18 protein-coding genes and 2 pseudogenes are annotated in these 17,044 nt (G+C 60.9%); 8 read left to right on the top strand and 12 right to left on the bottom strand.

From position 1 onward, the window contains the following. Window positions 1–46: 46 nt before the first annotated feature. A complete protein-coding gene (locus IPK32_26465; protein MBK8095415.1) occupies window positions 47–928 on the top strand; it encodes a serine acetyltransferase in 882 nt (293 codons plus the stop codon). Window positions 929–934: 6 nt separating this feature from the next. Then, window positions 935–1,558: a SprT-like domain-containing protein gene (locus IPK32_26460; GenBank protein ID MBK8095414.1), complete on the top strand. Its 624-nt coding sequence runs from the start codon at window positions 935–937 to the stop codon at window positions 1,556–1,558. A 768-nt stretch (window positions 1,559–2,326) separates the two neighbouring features. On the opposite strand, the gene alr (IPK32_26455) is transcribed toward IPK32_26460, so the two are convergent. The 4 genes and pseudogenes from alr (IPK32_26455) to IPK32_26440 all read right to left on the bottom strand — a co-directional run bounded on the left by alr (IPK32_26455) (window position 2,327) and on the right by IPK32_26440 (window position 6,305). Next, complete coding sequence (gene alr, locus IPK32_26455; GenBank protein MBK8095413.1) at window positions 2,327–2,803, bottom strand: alanine racemase; 477 nt, start codon at window positions 2,801–2,803, stop codon at window positions 2,327–2,329. A gap of 2 nt (window positions 2,804–2,805) precedes the next feature. After that, on the bottom strand, window positions 2,806–3,453 hold the full coding sequence (gene alr / locus IPK32_26450; protein ID MBK8095412.1) for an alanine racemase: 648 nt from the start codon (window positions 3,451–3,453) through the stop codon (window positions 2,806–2,808). Between the two features lie 38 nt (window positions 3,454–3,491). Then, window positions 3,492–5,706, bottom strand: a pseudogene (locus tag IPK32_26445) (heavy metal translocating P-type ATPase). 62 nt (window positions 5,707–5,768) lie between these two features. Beyond that, on the bottom strand, window positions 5,769–6,305 hold the full coding sequence (locus IPK32_26440) for a hypothetical protein (protein MBK8095411.1): 537 nt from the start codon (window positions 6,303–6,305) through the stop codon (window positions 5,769–5,771). Between the two features lie 149 nt (window positions 6,306–6,454). Here IPK32_26440 and IPK32_26435 point away from each other — a divergent pair. Beyond that, window positions 6,455–8,629: pseudogene (locus IPK32_26435) on the top strand (ATP-dependent RecD-like DNA helicase). Between the two features lie 64 nt (window positions 8,630–8,693). Here IPK32_26435 and pdxH read toward each other — a convergent pair. Beyond that, window positions 8,694–9,296: a pyridoxamine 5'-phosphate oxidase gene (pdxH, locus tag IPK32_26430; GenBank protein ID MBK8095410.1), complete on the bottom strand. Its 603-nt coding sequence runs from the start codon at window positions 9,294–9,296 to the stop codon at window positions 8,694–8,696. Between the two features lie 74 nt (window positions 9,297–9,370). On the opposite strand from pdxH, the gene IPK32_26425 reads away from it, so the two are divergent. From IPK32_26425 to IPK32_26405, 5 genes are all read left to right on the top strand, one after another. After that, window positions 9,371–9,619, top strand: coding sequence for a hypothetical protein (locus tag IPK32_26425; GenBank protein ID MBK8095409.1), 249 nt, complete (start codon window positions 9,371–9,373; stop codon window positions 9,617–9,619). 244 nt (window positions 9,620–9,863) lie between these two features. Beyond that, window positions 9,864–10,184 (top strand): MoaD/ThiS family protein, encoded by a 321-nt coding sequence (locus IPK32_26420; protein MBK8095408.1) that lies wholly within the window; start codon window positions 9,864–9,866, stop codon window positions 10,182–10,184. 841 nt (window positions 10,185–11,025) lie between these two features. Beyond that, on the top strand, window positions 11,026–11,154 hold the full coding sequence (locus tag IPK32_26415; GenBank protein MBK8095407.1) for a DUF1501 domain-containing protein: 129 nt from the start codon (window positions 11,026–11,028) through the stop codon (window positions 11,152–11,154). A 249-nt stretch (window positions 11,155–11,403) separates the two neighbouring features. Continuing rightward, on the top strand, window positions 11,404–11,589 hold the full coding sequence (locus IPK32_26410) for a DUF1501 domain-containing protein (protein MBK8095406.1): 186 nt from the start codon (window positions 11,404–11,406) through the stop codon (window positions 11,587–11,589). A 27-nt stretch (window positions 11,590–11,616) separates the two neighbouring features. After that, window positions 11,617–11,820: a DUF1501 domain-containing protein gene (locus tag IPK32_26405; GenBank protein MBK8095405.1), complete on the top strand. Its 204-nt coding sequence runs from the start codon at window positions 11,617–11,619 to the stop codon at window positions 11,818–11,820. Between the two features lie 189 nt (window positions 11,821–12,009). On the opposite strand, the gene IPK32_26400 is transcribed toward IPK32_26405, so the two are convergent. The 7 genes from IPK32_26400 to IPK32_26370 all read right to left on the bottom strand — a co-directional run bounded on the left by IPK32_26400 (window position 12,010) and on the right by IPK32_26370 (window position 15,618). Continuing rightward, window positions 12,010–12,429, bottom strand: a complete 420-nt coding sequence (locus IPK32_26400; GenBank protein ID MBK8095404.1) for a hypothetical protein — start codon at window positions 12,427–12,429, stop codon at window positions 12,010–12,012. A gap of 336 nt (window positions 12,430–12,765) precedes the next feature. Then, window positions 12,766–12,960, bottom strand: a complete 195-nt coding sequence (locus IPK32_26395; protein MBK8095403.1) for a hypothetical protein — start codon at window positions 12,958–12,960, stop codon at window positions 12,766–12,768. A 369-nt stretch (window positions 12,961–13,329) separates the two neighbouring features. Then, a complete protein-coding gene (locus IPK32_26390; GenBank protein MBK8095402.1) occupies window positions 13,330–13,644 on the bottom strand; it encodes a hypothetical protein in 315 nt (104 codons plus the stop codon). After that, window positions 13,632–13,937: a hypothetical protein gene (locus IPK32_26385; GenBank protein MBK8095401.1), complete on the bottom strand. Its 306-nt coding sequence runs from the start codon at window positions 13,935–13,937 to the stop codon at window positions 13,632–13,634. The genes IPK32_26390 and IPK32_26385 overlap by 13 nt, the downstream gene beginning before the upstream one ends. Before the next feature lie 35 nt (window positions 13,938–13,972). Beyond that, window positions 13,973–14,149 carry a hypothetical protein gene (locus IPK32_26380; protein ID MBK8095400.1) on the bottom strand — a complete coding sequence of 59 codons (177 nt, stop codon included), beginning with the start codon at window positions 14,147–14,149 and terminating at the stop codon, window positions 13,973–13,975. Window positions 14,150–14,297: 148 nt separating this feature from the next. After that, entirely contained in the window at window positions 14,298–14,489 is a 192-nt protein-coding gene (locus IPK32_26375) for a hypothetical protein (GenBank protein ID MBK8095399.1), read from the bottom strand. 649 nt (window positions 14,490–15,138) lie between these two features. Continuing rightward, complete coding sequence (locus IPK32_26370) at window positions 15,139–15,618, bottom strand: hypothetical protein (protein MBK8095398.1); 480 nt, start codon at window positions 15,616–15,618, stop codon at window positions 15,139–15,141. Window positions 15,619–17,044 lie beyond the last annotated feature (1,426 nt).

Below are 17,044 nucleotides of genomic sequence, written 5' to 3'. Positions count from 1 at the left end.
GGCCCCGCGCTTGAATCCGCTGCATGCTGCGGTAACGGCAGACCACATGGAATGCCGCCAAACAGAAATCGTCACCAGCCTCATGGCCTCGTACTGCGAGGTAGGCGGCATCAATCACCTCGATTGCGGCGATTTGCCCTCCAAGCACGCCATCGCCACGCTGTGTGAGGACTTGCTCCACCTGCTCTTCCCCGGCTTTTTCTCCGAAGAAGCCGTCTCCTCCAAGGAGCTCGGCCTCGTCACCAGCGAGCTCGTCGCCAGCATCCGCGAGCGGCTGAATGCAGAAGTCAGCCGCAGCATGCGGCTCAATGGCGGAGATGAATACAAAAACATCGACACCACCGCACTCGTCTGCCGCTTCATGCTCAGTCTGCCAGATGTCCGCGCCTTGCTCTCCACCGATGTCGAGGCCGCCTTTGCCGGAGATCCAGCCGCACGCGGCTTTGAGGAGATCATCCTGGCCTATCCCGGCCTGGAGGCCATCGCCATCCAGCGCACCGCGCATGTCTTGTACAAAGAAAACGTGCCGCTCATCCCCCGCATGATGACCGAGTGGGCCCATGGCCGCACTGGCATCGACATCCATCCCGGCGCAGAGATCGGCACCCACTTCTTCATCGACCACGGCACCGGCGTCGTCATCGGTGAGACCGCCCAGCTCGGCAATCATGTGAAACTCTACCAGGGCGTGGGCCTCGTCGCACGCTCACTCGCGGCCGGGCAGGCCCTACGCGGGAAAAAGCGCCACCCCACGCTCGAAGACCACGTCACCGTCTATGCCAATGCCACCATCGTCGGTGGCGACACCGTCATCGGAGCCCGCAGCACCATCGGCGCGAATGTCTTCATCCTCGAAAGCGTCCCGCCCGACATGCTCTACGCACTCGGTCAGCAGGAGCACCAGGTGAAGCCCAAAAAGAAGCACTGACGCACCATGCTCGGCCTCTCCCAGCTCTTTTTTGACTTCACCGCCGCGCCGCAGTGGTCCCCGCTGCGCTCCCTGCGTGAAAACGCACCCCCGCCCGAGCCACCGGCCGAAACCAACGACGAACCCACCCGCGATGAGGCCCTGGAGGCCAGCGCCCGTGGTTGGTTGGAAAAACTCGAGCTCCCAGGCATGATGCGGCTCCTGCGCATCGAGTGGAATCCGCGCCTACGCAGCACCGCAGGCTACGCCCATTACGGCCAGTGCCGCATCGAGCTCAATCCACGCCTGCGAGAGTTCGATGGCCAGGTCGAGCGCACCCTGAAGCACGAGCTCGCCCATCTCATCGCCCATCACCGCTGTGGACGCCGCCGCATCGAGCCCCATGGAGCCGAGTGGCGTGCCGCCTGCGCAGACCTGGGCATCCCCGGCGAGCGAGCCCGCCACAGCCTGCCCTTCCCCCGCAACGAAGTCGAGCGCAAGCACCTCTACGTCTGCCCCGGTTGCCAATACACCGTGCGCAAAGTGCGGAAATTCCGTGGCCCCCGCGCCTGCAGCGCCTGCTGCAAAGCCCACGCCGGCGGCAAATTCGACGCACGCTTCAAACTCCGCTACCTCCAGCCCGAAAACTGAACCGCTTTTCCCACTTTGGGTAAAACAACTCATGGGAGTCATTTTAGGAATGCGCCGTGAGCTGCACTTATTCAGGTTCTGGGTCGTGAAAATCGTATTGGGTGAGGAGTTCGGCGGCGGTTGTGCCGGAACGCGGCGGTGCTTACAAGATAAACTTTAGGTCCCATGGGCAAGTCCCGGTGGGGGATAAGGCTGGCTACAGCCTTTCGGGCCGGTTTTTTGGACCGGAAACGGACGTACGCGGGTCGCCCGCTTCCGGGTGGGCATGCGTACCGCCGTTTTTGAGCTGCCCGCTTCCGGGTGAGGCCGCGTACTGCCGTTTTTGGGCCGCCCGCTTCCGGGTGGGGCCGCGTACCGCCGTTTTGGGGCCGCTCGCTTCCGGGTGGGGCTGCGTACCGCCGTTTTTGGGTCGCCCGCTTCCGGGTGGGGCTGCGTACGGCCGTTTTTGGGTCGCCCGCTTCCGGGTAGGGGCTCGTACGACCGTTTTTGGCTGGTCCGGCCACAGACAGTAGGAGAGGCTCAAAAAAGGACTCTTGTGTCTGGATCAAAGTCATCGGCGTGGATACCGACTTCCGCGCAGTGTTGAGCGTGACGGAGAGCAACGCCGTGATCCCCGGTTTGACCGCCGGTGCCAAGGTGGGAGGTACGTGTGATCAGCGTGAACGAAGTGGAAGCGCGGGCCAAACCGCCTTGCGAAAGCCTGGAGACGTCCATTCCGGGAGGACGAGTAAGAGGAAGAGGAGGAGGAAGATTTAGAAACCTCGAACCTCACCCCCCCACATACACCCTCGGCACGCGTGCATGCACATTCGTCAGCACCTCGTAGGGGATCGTACCGGCCCAGTCCGCCACATCTTGGGCGCTGATGCCATCACCGATCAGAGTCACCGCATCGCCATTGTAGGCCGTGCCCCATTCCAGGTTCACCATGAACTGGTCCATGCACACACGGCCCGCGATCGGGTGCCGCTCACCACGGATGACCACCTGGCCGCGATTCGATAGCGCACGGAAGTAGCCATCCCCGTAGCCCACCGGCACCGTCACTACCCGCACGGGGTGATCGCTCTTCCAGGTGCCTCCATAGCTCACGGGATGCCCTGGCAGCACCACTTTGAAAAAAACCACCTGCGAGCGCCAACTCAGCACCGGTTGCACCTGCACCGACTGCCGTGTCGCACGCGATGGATACACGCCGTAGAGCATGATTCCAGGCCTCACCAGATCCAGGTGACTCTGCGGCAAATTCAAATGCCGCCCGAATTCGCGATATGCCGCTGCGGCGTCGGTAGGCTGTGTTTGGGGTAAAAATCGAGTACCTCGTGAAATCGCGCCAACTGCTCCTCTGCGCGAAAAAGCTCCTCCGCGTCCGAAGTCGCGAAATGGGAGTAAATACCGGCCACATCGACGTTTTTCAGGCTCAGAGAGGCCTCCAGCAGCTTTTCGGCACTGTACCAATGCACGCCGATCCGCTCCATCCCGGTGTCGATTTTCAAATGCACGCGTGCCCGCGACTTCGCCGCTGCCGCAGCCTCATCGATCTGGCGCAGCTTATCGATGGAGGAGGCCGTCATCATCAGACCATGCGTGATGAATTGCGGGATCTGCCGCGTCGCCACACCGCCAAAGACCAGGATCGGCACCGTGATGCCTGCCTGCCGCAGCATCACCGCCTCCTCCAGCAGCGCCACGCCGCAGCATGTGGCACCCTGCTTCACCAGATGCGGCGCACACTCCACGATGCCATGCCCATACGCATTGGCCTTCACCACCGGCATCACCTCCGCCTTGCCCACATGCGCCTGTATCGCCGCAAAGTTTTGCGCGAGCATGCTGAGATCGATTTCGACGTGGGTAGGGCGGATGGCATCCATGGAGAGCTCAGAACTGAGCACAGCCGCAGGAAAAATCACTCGGTCCGTGGAATGAATCGTCACTCCTTCTCAAACAGCAGGCGCAGGCTGTTCAGGCACACGATCACGGTGCTGCCCTCATGCGTCAGCACACCGAGCGTGAGCGGTACGATGCCGAATAAAGGACGCCACCGCCATGATGATGACGCTGCCCAGTGAAATGACGACGTTTTGACGAATGATGCGCCGGGCGTGCTCACTGACGCGGCGGGCGGAGAGCAGTTTTTCGATCTTGTCCTGCATCAGCACCACATCGCTCTGCTCCAGTGCGGCATCACTGCCGCGTGCACCCATCGCCACACTGACGTAGGCGGCGGCGAGGCTGGGGGCATCATTCACGCCATCACCGATCATGGCGACTTTTTTCCCTTCCAGCGTCAGCTCGCGGATGGCGGCCACTTTGTCCTCTGGGTGCAGCCCAGCGCGGACCTCGGCGATGCCGAGCTGCTTTGCGACCTCTGTGGCGGCGGCGCGGCGGTCACCGGTGAGCATGATGGTGCGCACACCATCTGCCGCGAGGCGCTCCAGCACCGCACGGCTGCCGGGACGCACCTCATCTTTGAGCAAGATGCGGCCCACGATCTGCTCATGCAGCACCCACACTTCACTGAAGCCCAGCGGTGCATCTGGCACGCCTGCCAGTGCATCCCCGAGCGGGCTGCCCTGCACCAGCTCACGCCTGCCGACGTAGCTGAGACCCGCCTCTGTGCGGCCGCGCAGCCCCTGCCCGGCGATGGAGTGAAATTCCGCCAACTTTTCCGCTGCGATGCCCTGCGTCTGGCCAAACCGCGTGATGGCACGGGCGATGGGGTGGTTCGAGTTCGACTCCAGACTCACCGCGATGCGTAGCACGTCACTCTCCCGGCCTGCGGGGAAGGATTCGATCTTCGTGACGCGGAGCTCGCCTTCGGTGAGCGTGCCGGGCTTATCCATCGCCACCACATCGACTTCTGCCAGCTTTTCGATGGCGGCACCTCCACGGAAGAGCACGCCGTGCCGCGCTCCCCATGCGATGGCAGCGAGAATGGCAGATGGGATCGACAAAACGAGCGCACAGGGGCTCATGACGACGAGCAGCGTCATCGCACGGTAAAAAGCCGATTTAGAGGCCTCCGTGTTCTCAAAGGGCGGAATGCCAAAACCCAGCCACCAGACGAAAAACATCACCGCGACGATGCTGAGGGTCAAAAGCGTGTACCGCGTGCCAAAGCGGTCTGTGAAGCGCTGACTCGGTGCCCGCATTTTCTGAGCGCTCTGGATGAGGGAGATGATTTTTGCCAGGGAGCTCTGCGTCGCCAGCTTATCCACACGGACCTGCACGAGGCCCCAGAGATTCAGCGTGCCGCCGTAGATCGCGGCACCTTTTTCTTTGGCTACGGGCAGGGATTCGCCCGTGAGGGTGGATTCATCTGCGGCGGTGAGGCCAGTGAGCACACTGCCATCGACTGGGAAGAGCTCATCCGGCTTTACGACGATGGTTTCACCCACGCGGAGCAACTGCACGGCACGGTCCTCCGTCGTACCATCCGCCAGCAGCACATGGGCGATTTTGGGAACGGTTTTCGTCAGCGCATTGATCTCACGGTGCGTGCGGTAGAGCACGAAATGCTCCAAAGCACCGCTGGTGGAGAAAAGGAAGAGCAGCAGGGCACCCTCCTCCCACGCACCGATGGCCACAGCACCGAGAGCAACGGCGAGCATGAGGAAATGCACATCGAGTCGGCCTTCACGCAGGTTTTCCCACGCATCCTTCGCGGCATCCCAGCCACCCGCGACGAGTGAGATGATGAAAAGCGCCGGATGGCCGAAAAACCATCCCGCCGCGAGTGCCACGCCGCAGATCGCTGCCTGCACCGCGAGCATGCGCCACTCGTCCTCACTCTCTTGTTCGAGCTCATCCGACTCCGGCCACTCGAACTCGCGCCACTTCCAGAAAGTCAGCGCGGTGGGGCAGGTGGGTTTCTCGATCTGGAGCACGCCATTGCTCGGTTGGCTCACCCCCAGCATCGGTGTGTGGCCGGGGATGTCTTTGAGCCACTTCGCATCAATGCTACGCAGCACCTCGGCCAGCTTGGCCTGGAGTAAATCGCCATCCACGCGGCCGAGAGTGGCCATTTCGACCTTCCGGGACTGCGGATCGAGCCGGATGGCCTCTATGGAGGGCTCATCGAGCAAAAAAGACTCGATGGCCGTCATCCAGGCATTGTCGGAGGGCGCTGAGGTAGAAAAAGGCATTGATGCCATGCTTTACGGAGCCAGCGCATGGCTGACAAGCCGTTGTTCTCCCAGCGTGTGCGTCACTGGTTGCCGTCGTAAATGCTGCCAGGGTAGTTGGGCGTGGAAAGTGCCCCGCTACCATTATAGCTCCCGCCTGTATTGAGCTGGCTGCTGGTCATCGAGCTCGCTCCACCGACACCGCTCATGTTGTTGTATTGATTGAGCGAGGAGCGGTAGTTCGATGATCCGCCTGCACCGCCGCGCATGGCACTCGGAGCATTGAGCATCTGGGGTGCCGCTGGGGTGGGCACTCCCTGGGCGGCTCGCTCCAGCTCGGCCATCTGGTGTGACTCCCAGGCCAGGGTGTGCGCTTTCTGCACCACCCGCTCCTCCAGGCGATTCACCTGCTCACTGTATTGTGCCTGTGTGAGAAAACCCGAGTCACGCTCGGTGATGAGGCGTGCATACTCACCCTGGAAGCTGCTGCGTGCGGCGTTCTTATACTGCTCCAGTTTTGCTTCATCAGGGACGGAGTCCATGGTGGAGGAGGCACATGCGCCCAGCAGCATGCAGGCAAGCAGGGCAGTGAGGTGGCGGAGCAAAGTGGACGATTTCATGATGGAGCGAGCGGGCGGCCGACAGAGTAACGTGCCGATTTCACTGTGGCAACGTCCGTCTGTCTGCTCCGCAGGGTCTTATCGTTCAAATTTATCGGCGTAGGCCGCGCACGCGGGGTGGTGGTGAGTCTTCTTGTTGCGAGCCCTTCATGGCACGGCCTATCTCTACGCGCATGCCGCCACCACGCCCCAACCCCGCAAAAAACGAAGTCCTTCGCGGATTCGTGGAGCGCGTGGTGTTTCACAATGAAGACAACGGCTACTGCATCCTCAAAGTGATGCCAGAGGGCAAACGCGACACCGTCAGCCTGCTCGGCAAAGCGCCGCGTGTCGTCACCGGCGAGGAATTCGAGGCACGCGGCACCTGGGAGCCGAATCGCGACTTCGGGCCGCAGTTCAAAGCGGATGAGTTGAAGCTGAAACGGCCCGATTCGCTCAACGGCATCGAGCGCTACCTCGGCAGTGGTTTGATCGACGGTATTGGCCCGGCGTATGCAAAGCGCATCGTCGAAAAATTTGGCCCGAAGGTGTTTGAGATCATCGAGAACGAATCGAAGCGGCTGGAGGACGTGGAAGGCGTGGGCAAAAAGCGCCGGCTCGAAATCCGCGAATCGTGGATGAAGCAAAAAGCCGTCCACGGCATCATGCTCTTCCTCCACCAGCACGGCATCAGCTCCGCACGAGCGCTGCGCATCTACAAGACTTACGGTGCCGAAGCGCAGGCCATCTTGAAGGAAAACCCGTATCGGCTGGCGCAGGACATTCGCGGCATCGGCTTCAAAACGGCGGATGACATCGCCTACCAGCTCGGAGTGGCCGCAGATGCCCCGCAGCGAATCAAAGCGGCCATTTTGCATGTTTTGGAAACAGCGGCCCAAAGTGGCCACTGCTGCTTCCCAGAGGCCAAATTGGCCGAAAAAGCCATCGCGCTGCTCCAGGCGGATGCGCTCGTCCCACCGCAGATCGAGGCCCTCATCGCCGAAAGCCAAATCGAGCGTCATGGCGACTTTTTATACCTGCCCAAGCTCCGCGCCGCTGAGCAGAGCATCGCCGCGAATGTGAAGTCACTCGCCACATTGCCCGCTGACTATCCCCCGATCGACGTTGAGGCCGCTTTGACCTGGGTGATGAAAAAAACCGGCAAAGAACTCGCCCCCAGCCAGCAGCAGGCCGTGCGGGAGGCTTTGAAGCACCGCATGCTCATCATCACCGGTGGCCCCGGCGTGGGCAAGACGACGATCCTGCGCAGCATCCTCATGATACTGGACAGCAAAGGCGTGAAAATCGTCCTCGCCGCCCCGACTGGCCGTGCGGCGAAGCGCCTCAGCGAAAGCACTGGCATGGAGGCGAAGACCATGCACCGCCTGCTCGAATTCCAAGGCGAAGGCCAGTGGGGCCGCCACCGCGGCAAGCCGCTCGTCGGTAACCTCTTCGTACTCGATGAGGCCAGCATGATCGACGCACCGCTCATGGCGCAATTCCTCGCCGCATTGCCGAGCGGAGCGCACTTGCTCATCGTGGGTGATGCCGATCGCCTCCTCCGTCGGCCCCGGTATGGTTTTGAATGACCTCATCGCCAGCGGCGCGGTGCCCTGCGTGAAACTCACGGAAATCTTCCGCCAGGCCGCCACCAGCCGCATCATCACCACCGCGCATGCCATCAATCGCGGTCAGGTGCCGGAGCTGTGGCCGGTGAAGAACAGCGACTTCTTTTTCCTCGAAGCCGCCACGCCCGACGACATCCGCGCCACCATCTTGCAACTCACCCACACACTACTGCCGAATCGCTATGGTTTTTACCCCATCCGCGACATCCACTTGCTCACGCCGATGAATCCCCACCTTCTCGGCACGCAGTCGCTCAATGAAGCCCCGCAACTCGCCCTCAATCCGCCCAATGAGCTGAAATTCGAGATCGAGCGCTTTCAGACCACCTTCCGCGTCGGCGACAAAGTCATCAAACCGCCAACAACTACGACAAAGACGTCTTCAACGGCGACATCGGCCACATCGCCTCCATCGACACCGACCCACTCAAAGTGCAGGTGCGCTATGAAGCCGACCGCCTCGTCGCCTACGAACCCGGCGAGCTCGATGAGCTCCAACTCGCCTACGCTTTGACCATTCATAAGAGCCAAGGCAGCGAATTCCCCTGCGTCATCATCCCCGTGAGCACGCAGCACTATGTACTGCTGGAGCGCAGTCTCATCTACACCGCCATCACCCGTGCGAAGCGCCTCTGCATCCTCGTCGGTGATGACAAAGCGCTCGCTTTGGCCGTCAGCCGCCAAGAAAGCCGCAAACGCCACACCGGGCTGCGTGAGGTTGCTGTGAGGCCACTTTTCGCGGTGACTCACGGACTCACGCTTCTTCACCCAGGCTCCATTTTCACGGATGTAGAAGGCGATCGTGCAGGCGGCTCGTGCGGCCTTGCCAGAACTCGATCTCACTCGGCAGCAGCGTGTATCCGCCCCAAAAAGGCGGGCAGGGCACCTCTTGGCCGAATTTGGCTGTGAACTCCGCAGCGCGGCTCTCCAGCCACTGGCGGTCAGGGATGATCTGGCTCTGCGCGGAGGCCCAGGCACCGATCTGGTGCCCCTGCGGTCGCGTGGCGAAGTAGGCCTGCGCCTCCTCATGCGGCAGCTTGCTCACAGTGCCGCGCACGATGGCCTGGCGGTGCCGCTCATTCCATAGGAAGCAGGCAGCAGCGCGGGGATTGGCGGCCAGCTCGCGGCCTTTGGCACTTTCGTAGTTGGTGAAAAACTGAAAGCCTCGTGCGTCGATGCCTTTGAGCAAAACGGTGCGCACATTCGGCATGCCATCCGCTGTGGCGGTAGCGAGCTGCATGGCATTCGGCTCTGGGAGCTGGTGGGCTAGCGCATCATGAAACCAGAGCTGAAAAAGCTCCACGGGATCAGCAGGCGTGTTCTGTTCCGTCAGGGTATCCAGATCGTAACTGACGCGGAGGGTCTTGGAGGTTGAGTTTGTCAAGGGGTGGGCATCGCGTTATAAGGGCACACCATGCCATCGCCTGTCACAGGAGTTTTAGCGGATCTTAGACGTGTTTGCTCTCCGCAGAGCAAATCCAGACACGCGTCGCCGCGATGGCTGGGACGCTGATTTCTGCCTACGCGGGCAAAACCGTAGGCGTGCTGGCGCTGATGGATGACTCCCTGTTCTTTGTAGCGGATCTTGCTACGGCATCTGGAGGTGCCTGTGCGGCTCACACACTGAGCGCGAGCGAGTTATCGTGGTGGCACCTCCAGCGGCGGTGGGTTCAAGATGAACTGGCCACCGGGGCTCGATTTCCGTGACCAAGACGTGCTGCTGCTCGATGACATCCTCGATACCGGCCTCACACTGAGGTGTGCTGCGGGGGGAAAATCGCCGCGCAAAATCCCGACGCCGCGCGGCTGCTGTGCGCTAAAAAGCGCGAGCGTGTGTGAGGTCGCCGTGGGACATCGGCTTCGAGATCGAGGACGAGTTCGTCGTCGGATACGGAATGGATTACCAGGGCCGCTTCCGTAATCTGCCCTGCATCGGCATTCTGAACCCTGCGTGACCGACATGACTGTGCGAGTGCTGTTTTTTTCTGTCCTCAAGGACATCACAAATGTGGCTGAGATGCCGCTGGAGTGCCCCCAGGGCATGCGGATGGCCGATTTGCTGGAAAGCCTCTATCAGCGCTGGCCGCGACTGCGTGAGTGGGATGGCAGCCTGCTCCTCGCTCTCGATCAAACGTATGTGAAGCGTGATGCCGTACTGCATGACGGCGCGGAGGTGGCGATCATGCCGCCCGTACAGGAGCGGGTGAGAGGTCCATCAGGCGCGGCCCCTTTTTGCGCACAGGTTCTGGTGCCAGCGTCATCTGCGGCGTGACGCGGATGCCCATGCGCTGTAGTAATCCAGCATCTTCGCCGTGGCGACTCGGCTGGCCTCGGGGTCGATACGGACCATCTCCGACATTTCATGGGGGCAGAGCTTTGGAGCGTGGATGGGTGACGGGCTCGGAGTTGGTCAGAAGTGTAAGCTGCTGTCAGCGACCTGTCGCAGTGGCGGCACTGCATTTCCATAGGCCCCATTCATCTGCCGTTAAAAAAAGAAGGAATGGCCAGGGGTGAGTCCCCCATCCACGCGGCGGGATGACTGCCCCCGAGCGAAAGGACACCAAAAAAAAAAAAAAACAAAAAAAAAAAAAAAAAAAAAAAAAAAAAAAAAAAATACCAGCAAGGATGCCGAAGCGGTGGCGTTGTTCTACTGCAAACATGCCCGCACTCACTCGACGTCCAGATTTTTACAGCAGGCCGGGAACTGGATTCGGTTCACCGGCGCTGCAATCCCTGCTGGGTGCAGAGGGAGTGCTCGGCCCAGCGAATCCGCTGGCACCACGGATGCCCCATTTCGCTCCCAGGCGAAATCGGTGATCTTCGCACTCTTCATGTATGGCGGGCCGTCGCACGTCGATTTGTTCCGATCCGAAACCCGGAGCTGGCCAAATGGCACGGCAAAAGCCATCCCGTGTGAAGCCGAAGGGGATGCCTTCATGGGGCCGAAAGACTAAAATGTCGCCATGCAGAGCTACTACCGCTTTGCGAAGCATGGACGGGTAAGCATCGACATGGCGGAGACGTTTCGAATCTGGCGCGGCATGCCGATGATCTCCGCGTGATCCGCAGCATGCACGCAGAGAGCAACCCAGCCGCGGCCGCCATCTTCCCGAATGAATACCGGCTTCATCCTACCTGGCAGGCCGTGCATGGGCTCCTGGGTGACGTATGGCCTGGGCAGTGAAAGTGAGAATCTGCCTGCCTTTGTCGTGCTCCTGGATCATCGAAAGTTGCCACGGTGAATGGAGCGTAGAGTTGGTCGAACGGCTTCATGCCAGCAGCGTATCAAGGCGTGCCCTTCCGCAGCACCGGTGAGGCCCATCGCCTACCTCACGCCGCCGAAAGGCGTGTCAGCGTGCCGCAGCAGCGTGCACGCCTGGACTTTAGCTGAATGAGCTGGAACACCGAATTCGCCGCTGCAAATCCGGCAGAGACACAGCTCGCCGCCCGCATCAACACCTACGAGAACAAACCTTTTCGCATACGAATGAGTGCCAGCAGGTGCCGACCTCTCTAGTGAGCCAGAAAGCGTGCGCAGGGTGCCTGGCCTCGATCACCAGACCACCTCACGCTTTGGGAAGGATTGCCTACTCGCACGGCGGCTGGTGGAGCGCGGTGTGCCTTCGTCCAGGTCTGTATCGGTGGCAATGAGGGCCGAAGGCCTGGGATGCCCATGATGATCTGGAAAAAACCAGCGACCTCCACTGCGCCGAGAGACGGATGGCCCCATCGCCGCGCTGCTCGATGATCTGAAAATCAGCGGCATGCTGGACAGCACGCTCGTGGTCTGGGGTGGTGAGTTCGGTCGCTCGCCCGTGGCGGAGAATGGTCAAGGGCCGCGATCACCATCCGAAGGGGCTTTCACCATGTGGATGGCCGGTGGCGGCATCATAAGGTGGCCAATATAGCGGCGCGACAGATCAGATTCGGCTACTCCGCCGTGGAGAATCGCGTCTCCGTGCAGGATCTGCACGCCACCATGCTCCACCCGTAGCTCGGCTTGATCACGGCAGCTCACCTACCGCTTCCAGGGCCGTGATTACCGCCTTACCGACGTCAGTGGCGCGGTGGTCAAGGCGCTACTGGCGTGATGCGATTCACGGCATCCTCTGGACCTGAAAGCGGCTGAACCTGCCCACACATCGCGTGATGGGGGCCCATTTCATCACTGCCGCCGTGCGAAGGTATTGAACAGCAGCGAATCGACGCCTAGCTCGCGCTCTCACGCCAGTTGCAGGTTCTTTTCCCCACCATGGGCGATCATCGGCCCACACACGCAGGCTGCCATCACGCTGTCCGGCATGATTCATCACCACCTGCATGCGGATGGCGACCGGCTTTCCCGGCACAAAGCGGAATGCCTCTGGGGTCGAATTCATCCCCATACTTCGATGGCTGGGCATGTGAAGGGGTACATAGGCCTGCCCACGGCCATCACGCCGCCACATCACGCGTGCGGAGAAGCCATCACGCCCATTCACCGCATCTCCGCCGGTGATCGTTTTCGGCCACCGCACAGCCCCGGTAGCTTGCCGCCTTTGACAAAGTCGAACGCTTCCTGGAACTGCACCGTGTAGCGCAGCTCGGCGGCTTCACGCGGCCAAAAGGGCGCCAGCCTGCTCCACCCGCGTCTGAGCCGTGACTGCCGGCTGGATAGAGCACCCGCAGCCAGGGCTCCTGCCCATGCCGTATCAGCGTCACGCGGCCTTCCTTCACGCCATCCTCGAATTCGCAGCCCGGCCAGTCCTTCTTCCACTGCGTCTGGAATAGACTTGGCCGGCTTTTCCCCCCAGATGGATGTCCAGCAGGCTCTGGGCCTGCAAAGTAACTGCGCAGAAGGGAAACAAATCGCGTCACGGATCATGCTGCCCCTTTGAGCGATGCGAGCCAGCTTTCAACGTGCCTCCGGGTGCCGTGCGAGGATGGCGCGGAGTGATTTCCACCACCTCGGGCTGCTCTGCCGCGAGATTCCGCGTCTCCAGCGGGTCCTGGGCATAGTCATAAAGCTCTGGCTCCGCTGTTTCAGGTGCCGTACCGGCTTTTTCCACTCCACCAGCCGTTAGCGCTCGGTGCGGATAGCGCGCCCCATTTTGCTTTGGGAAACAATGAAACGCGTGATCTCGCACTGGCCTGTGGATCACGCAGCACTGGCACCAGGCTCACTCCGTCGATGCGCTGTGCTCCAGCGGGCGCAGTCCAGCCAGCCTGCCAGCGAGAGTGGGAAAGACATCCACACCTCTGCCAGTTGCCGCTGCTCCTGGCCTGCGTCACACCAGGTGCGATGATCAGCAGTGGGATGCGGTTCGCTTGCTCATAGTTCGGTGTTTCTGGTCCAGATGCCCAGATCACCCAGATGAAAGCCATGATCGCCCCACAGCACGATGATCGTGTCCTGCGCCAGTCTTAGTCGATCCAGCTCATCCAGCACATTTACCGATCTGCGCATCCACGTAGCTCGTGGCAGCATAGTAGCCGTGGATGAGCTTCTGTTTCGTTTCACGGTCGAAGGGCTCATCCAGCGCATACGCCACGATCTCGCCGCCGCGCTTCTTTGCCACGGTGGGCGATCCAGCGGGCATTTTTTCAAAAACGGGCATCGGTAGCGCTTTCGCATCGTGCAGGTCCCAATACTTCTTCGGAGCACAGAATGGCGATGCGGCCGCACAAAGCCCCGCTGCGATGAAAAACGGCTTTTGGGCCTTTTGCAGCCGTTTGATCGTCACTGCCGCCACGCGACCATCCTCGTAGGGGCATCACGGTGCCTCAGGTGCCTCGAAGGCAGCTCCACGCGGCAGAGATCACGGATGCGGTCGAGCTTTGATTCGTGAACAAGGCCTCCTCCCGCGTGGGCTGGCCGCCCTGCGTGCTCGCGGGGTCGAGATACTCGATCACCTTTGTCTTTGAAGTGCGGGACGCTGAACGACTGCGGATCACCCTCATTGCCATGGCCGATGTGGAAGACCTTGCCAGATCGATTCGGTGATGTAGCCGCCGTGTTTCGCGAAGTGCCAGGCAGCGTCAGCATCTGGCAGTTTGGCCCTCAATCGACTCCTGCTCAGGTCATACAGGCCCGTCGTGGTCGAGTGTACCCAGCATCAGCGTGAAGCGTGACGGCGCACACACCGCCTGATTGCAATACGCCATGTCAAAGCGCATCCCCGCGCCGCTAGCCGGTCGATGTGGGGCGTCTTCGCCAGCGGATCGCCATAGCAGCCGAGCGCGGGGCTTCCAGATCATCGACGAGGATGGACAGGACGTTGGCGCTGCGGCCTCACACAGCACCCCGTGCCGATGATGCAGAGCAGCAGTGTGGGAGCGTGCCGCGTGGGAAGAAGGAGAGAGTCTGCATGTGCCGTGGATTACTTCTCGGCTCCTGGGGCAGAGGTTAGACCGAGAGCGGCTCCATTGTCCGCAGGCTGGAGCGGTGCCAGGCGAGGGCTGCTGCGTCATGCGTCAGCACGGTGTCTGGCTGCTGAGTGGCCAGATTGGTCCTTTCGCCGCGATCTTTTGCCAAATCATAGAGCTGTGGCTGCGTGCCATCGTATTCGCCAGCGCTTCCCCAGCGTCCATCACGCATCGCCAGGTCCGGCAGACGCTCGGTGAGCTTCGCGGATGCGGTTTTGCGATCTGGTGGGCGTCAGAAGATCGGCTTGGCACGCGGGACTGCTTTTGCCGGAGCAGGGGCAGGGGAGATCTCTTCACCATCAAAGTCCGTGTCAGTGGGCTCGATCTGCGCGCATGGAGAGTAACGAAGGCGCGATGTCGAAGGCTGCAAAAGACGGATTCTGCATTCACAGAGCCCGCGGCTCGCTTTTCATGGAGGCCCGGGCCCCAGGCGATCAGCGGTGAACGCGTGCCGCCCTCGTAAAGCGTGGTCTTCGTGCCACGGAATGGCCCCGCACTGCCTGCGCGGGCTCTGGGCCACTGTCCGAAAAGATCAGCAACAGCGTGTTTTCACGCAAGGCAGCATCCGAGCGCAGGTGATCGAAAAGTTTGCCAAACTGGCGATCCATGGCCTCCAGCACGGCGCGTGATACGTCTCACGCTTTGTTTTGCCCCACTTCTCCACCGGCGGCCGTACCACGGGCTATGCAGTAACGTCATCGGGCCAAAGGTTCACAAATGGCTTTTCGCGGCCTGCGCTCGGTCGATGAATTTCAGCGCCGCATCCACAAAGCCCGTCGTGATCTCACTGCGCTGCATCCACGTCACGGGAGAGCCCAGATTCACCGCATCGCCCCAGATTTTCCCCGGTTCGGCATCGCCGGGTTTGAGCGTGCGAGTGGCAGCAGCTTCGCGCCTATGCCCTCAAAGTTCGTCAGGGACCTACCAAAGCCATACGCCGGGAGCGGCGGCGCATATGGGACATCACGCTGGCCACCGAGGCAGTTACTTTCCCCGAAGTGGCCACGTCGCGTAAGGGTGGCTCTGGAGCACACGGGCCAGTGTGGGAGCCTCTGTGGACGAGCTGTTCTGCCGCCACCGCGCCGGGCACGTCCGCACGATTGTTCGTGATAGGAGTGGACGCCACCGCCGGGTGGATACTGCCTTGTCGCCCGCGTGCCCAGCGTGAGGGCGAGCAGATGGGCGAGTTCGCCATGAAACTGCTCAAAGCGGATACCCTCGGCCGCGATGCGGTCGATGTTGGGTGTTTGCGCCTCTTGATTGCCTGTGGAAGCACGAGAAATGCTCCCAGCCCATGTCATCAATGAATACCATGATGAATGTTCCGGGAGGTGCTGTATGCAGCACCGGACAGAGCGAGAGGATGAGAAAGAGCCTTTTGAGCATCCCAAGCAAACGCGACGGCTTCACCAACCTAACACTCTCGGAATTGCGCCAGCGCATCACGCTGGCGGGGTCGCAGCGACAGCAGCCGCGCAGGCCGCTTTCAGTGCAGCATCCGTCTGCGTGGTGCTTTCCACGATACACGAGCGTTGGGGCCCCAGGCGCGGGAAGTCAATCTGATTCGGCGCAGAGTGGTGAATCGTCTCACACTGATGGATGAGCGCATCTCCCGGCTCCAGCAGGCCAGAATCACTCCTTCAGGGCACGCTGGGTGCCTCTGCTAGACCGATGGAGTTCTCTTCACGCCAGAGGGCTTGCAGGCAGCATTCCATTCCCTTTGAGTCGTTTTGGCCACAGAGACAGGCCATTCTCCTCCATCGTCACGGGTCCATCGCGATCTGTAGATGGTCTGTATATCCGGTGGAGTTCTGGCAAAAGTAGGCATTGTCCTGGTGGTAGGGCAAAATTCCCAGAGCCGATCTCGTGGGGCTTCCCTGAACGCTTTCTCCACGCCGATGGGTTCGCGGCTCGCCATGCATCGAGCCTCGAAACGAGCCTCGATGATTCCCGGCTTTCCACCATCGGCGGCATAAATGGTTGATGCACTTCCAATCGCCATGTAGGTTGCGCACGGTTTCTCCATCGGCCTCGAGCGTGCGTGTGCATCCACAAAGGCTTCGATGGCAGATCATCACGCATGAAGCGCTCCAGCTCACGACGGATCGCCGCCACCTCCGTGCTGCTGAATGCTTAGGCATCACGCGCGAATGACACCATCCCGCCCATAGTCATTTCGATCAAAGTGGAAGAGCTGTTTAGGAGAAGGGATATGGGCTTCCATGCTCGCATCTATGAAAAGAGTGCTCCACCTTATCAATCCTGATTCGGATGGATGCCTCAGCTAACAGTGCAGATGGCTACTTCCGCGCGGCTCCCCGGACTTCGATGGCTTCTCGATGTTTGATCTGCTCCCGCCCTGCTAAATGGTCTCTTTCCAGGAGGAACCCAAAACCCATCCGGTGATGAAGAACGTGGCAGTGACGCCACCGAATCATCAAACGTGAGCACTACGAGTTTGTCCGGTATTTCGGTTCAGTACGTAGCGCAGTGGCGAGGAGCAGGGAAAAGAGAAGGCGTTTGCTGTGGACGGAGGGAATCGCTGCGGGCTTCCTATTCTTAAACCACAGACCAGCTCTCCCCCAGCGTACCCCGCAGAATGCGCTTGAACCCCGTTGAGATTAAAAGTCACCAGTTTCGCTGAGAGAGCTATCGTATTGAGCTGCGATCAAAAGATCGTTTTGGGCCGATCAATCGGGTTTTGAGTTCCAACCTTCGCTCCGGATC

This window comes from Verrucomicrobiaceae bacterium, from assembly GCA_016713035.1.
Classification (GTDB): Bacteria; Verrucomicrobiota; Verrucomicrobiia; order Verrucomicrobiales; family Verrucomicrobiaceae; genus Prosthecobacter.
Note: the sequence above shows the minus strand (reverse complement) of the source record. Positions and strands in the feature narration are given on the sequence as shown.

Excerpts from the sequence above, each read along its gene's own strand:
- IPK32_26370 (MBK8095398.1), bottom strand. The coding sequence starts at position 15,618 with ATGACATGGGCTGGGAGCATTTCTCGTGCTTCCACAGGCAATCAAGAG.
- IPK32_26415 (MBK8095407.1), top strand. The coding sequence starts at position 11,026 with ATGAATACCGGCTTCATCCTACCTGGCAGGCCGTGCATGGGCTCCTGG.
- IPK32_26375 (MBK8095399.1), bottom strand. The coding sequence starts at position 14,489 with ATGCGTGATGGACGCTGGGGAAGCGCTGGCGAATACGATGGCACGCAG.
- IPK32_26460 (MBK8095414.1), top strand. The coding sequence starts at position 935 with ATGCTCGGCCTCTCCCAGCTCTTTTTTGACTTCACCGCCGCGCCGCAG.
- IPK32_26465 (MBK8095415.1), top strand. The coding sequence starts at position 47 with ATGGAATGCCGCCAAACAGAAATCGTCACCAGCCTCATGGCCTCGTAC.
- IPK32_26380 (MBK8095400.1), bottom strand. The coding sequence starts at position 14,149 with ATGATCTGGAAGCCCCGCGCTCGGCTGCTATGGCGATCCGCTGGCGAA.
- IPK32_26385 (MBK8095401.1), bottom strand. The coding sequence starts at position 13,937 with ATGCTGACGCTGCCTGGCACTTCGCGAAACACGGCGGCTACATCACCG.
- IPK32_26440 (MBK8095411.1), bottom strand. The coding sequence starts at position 6,305 with ATGAAATCGTCCACTTTGCTCCGCCACCTCACTGCCCTGCTTGCCTGC.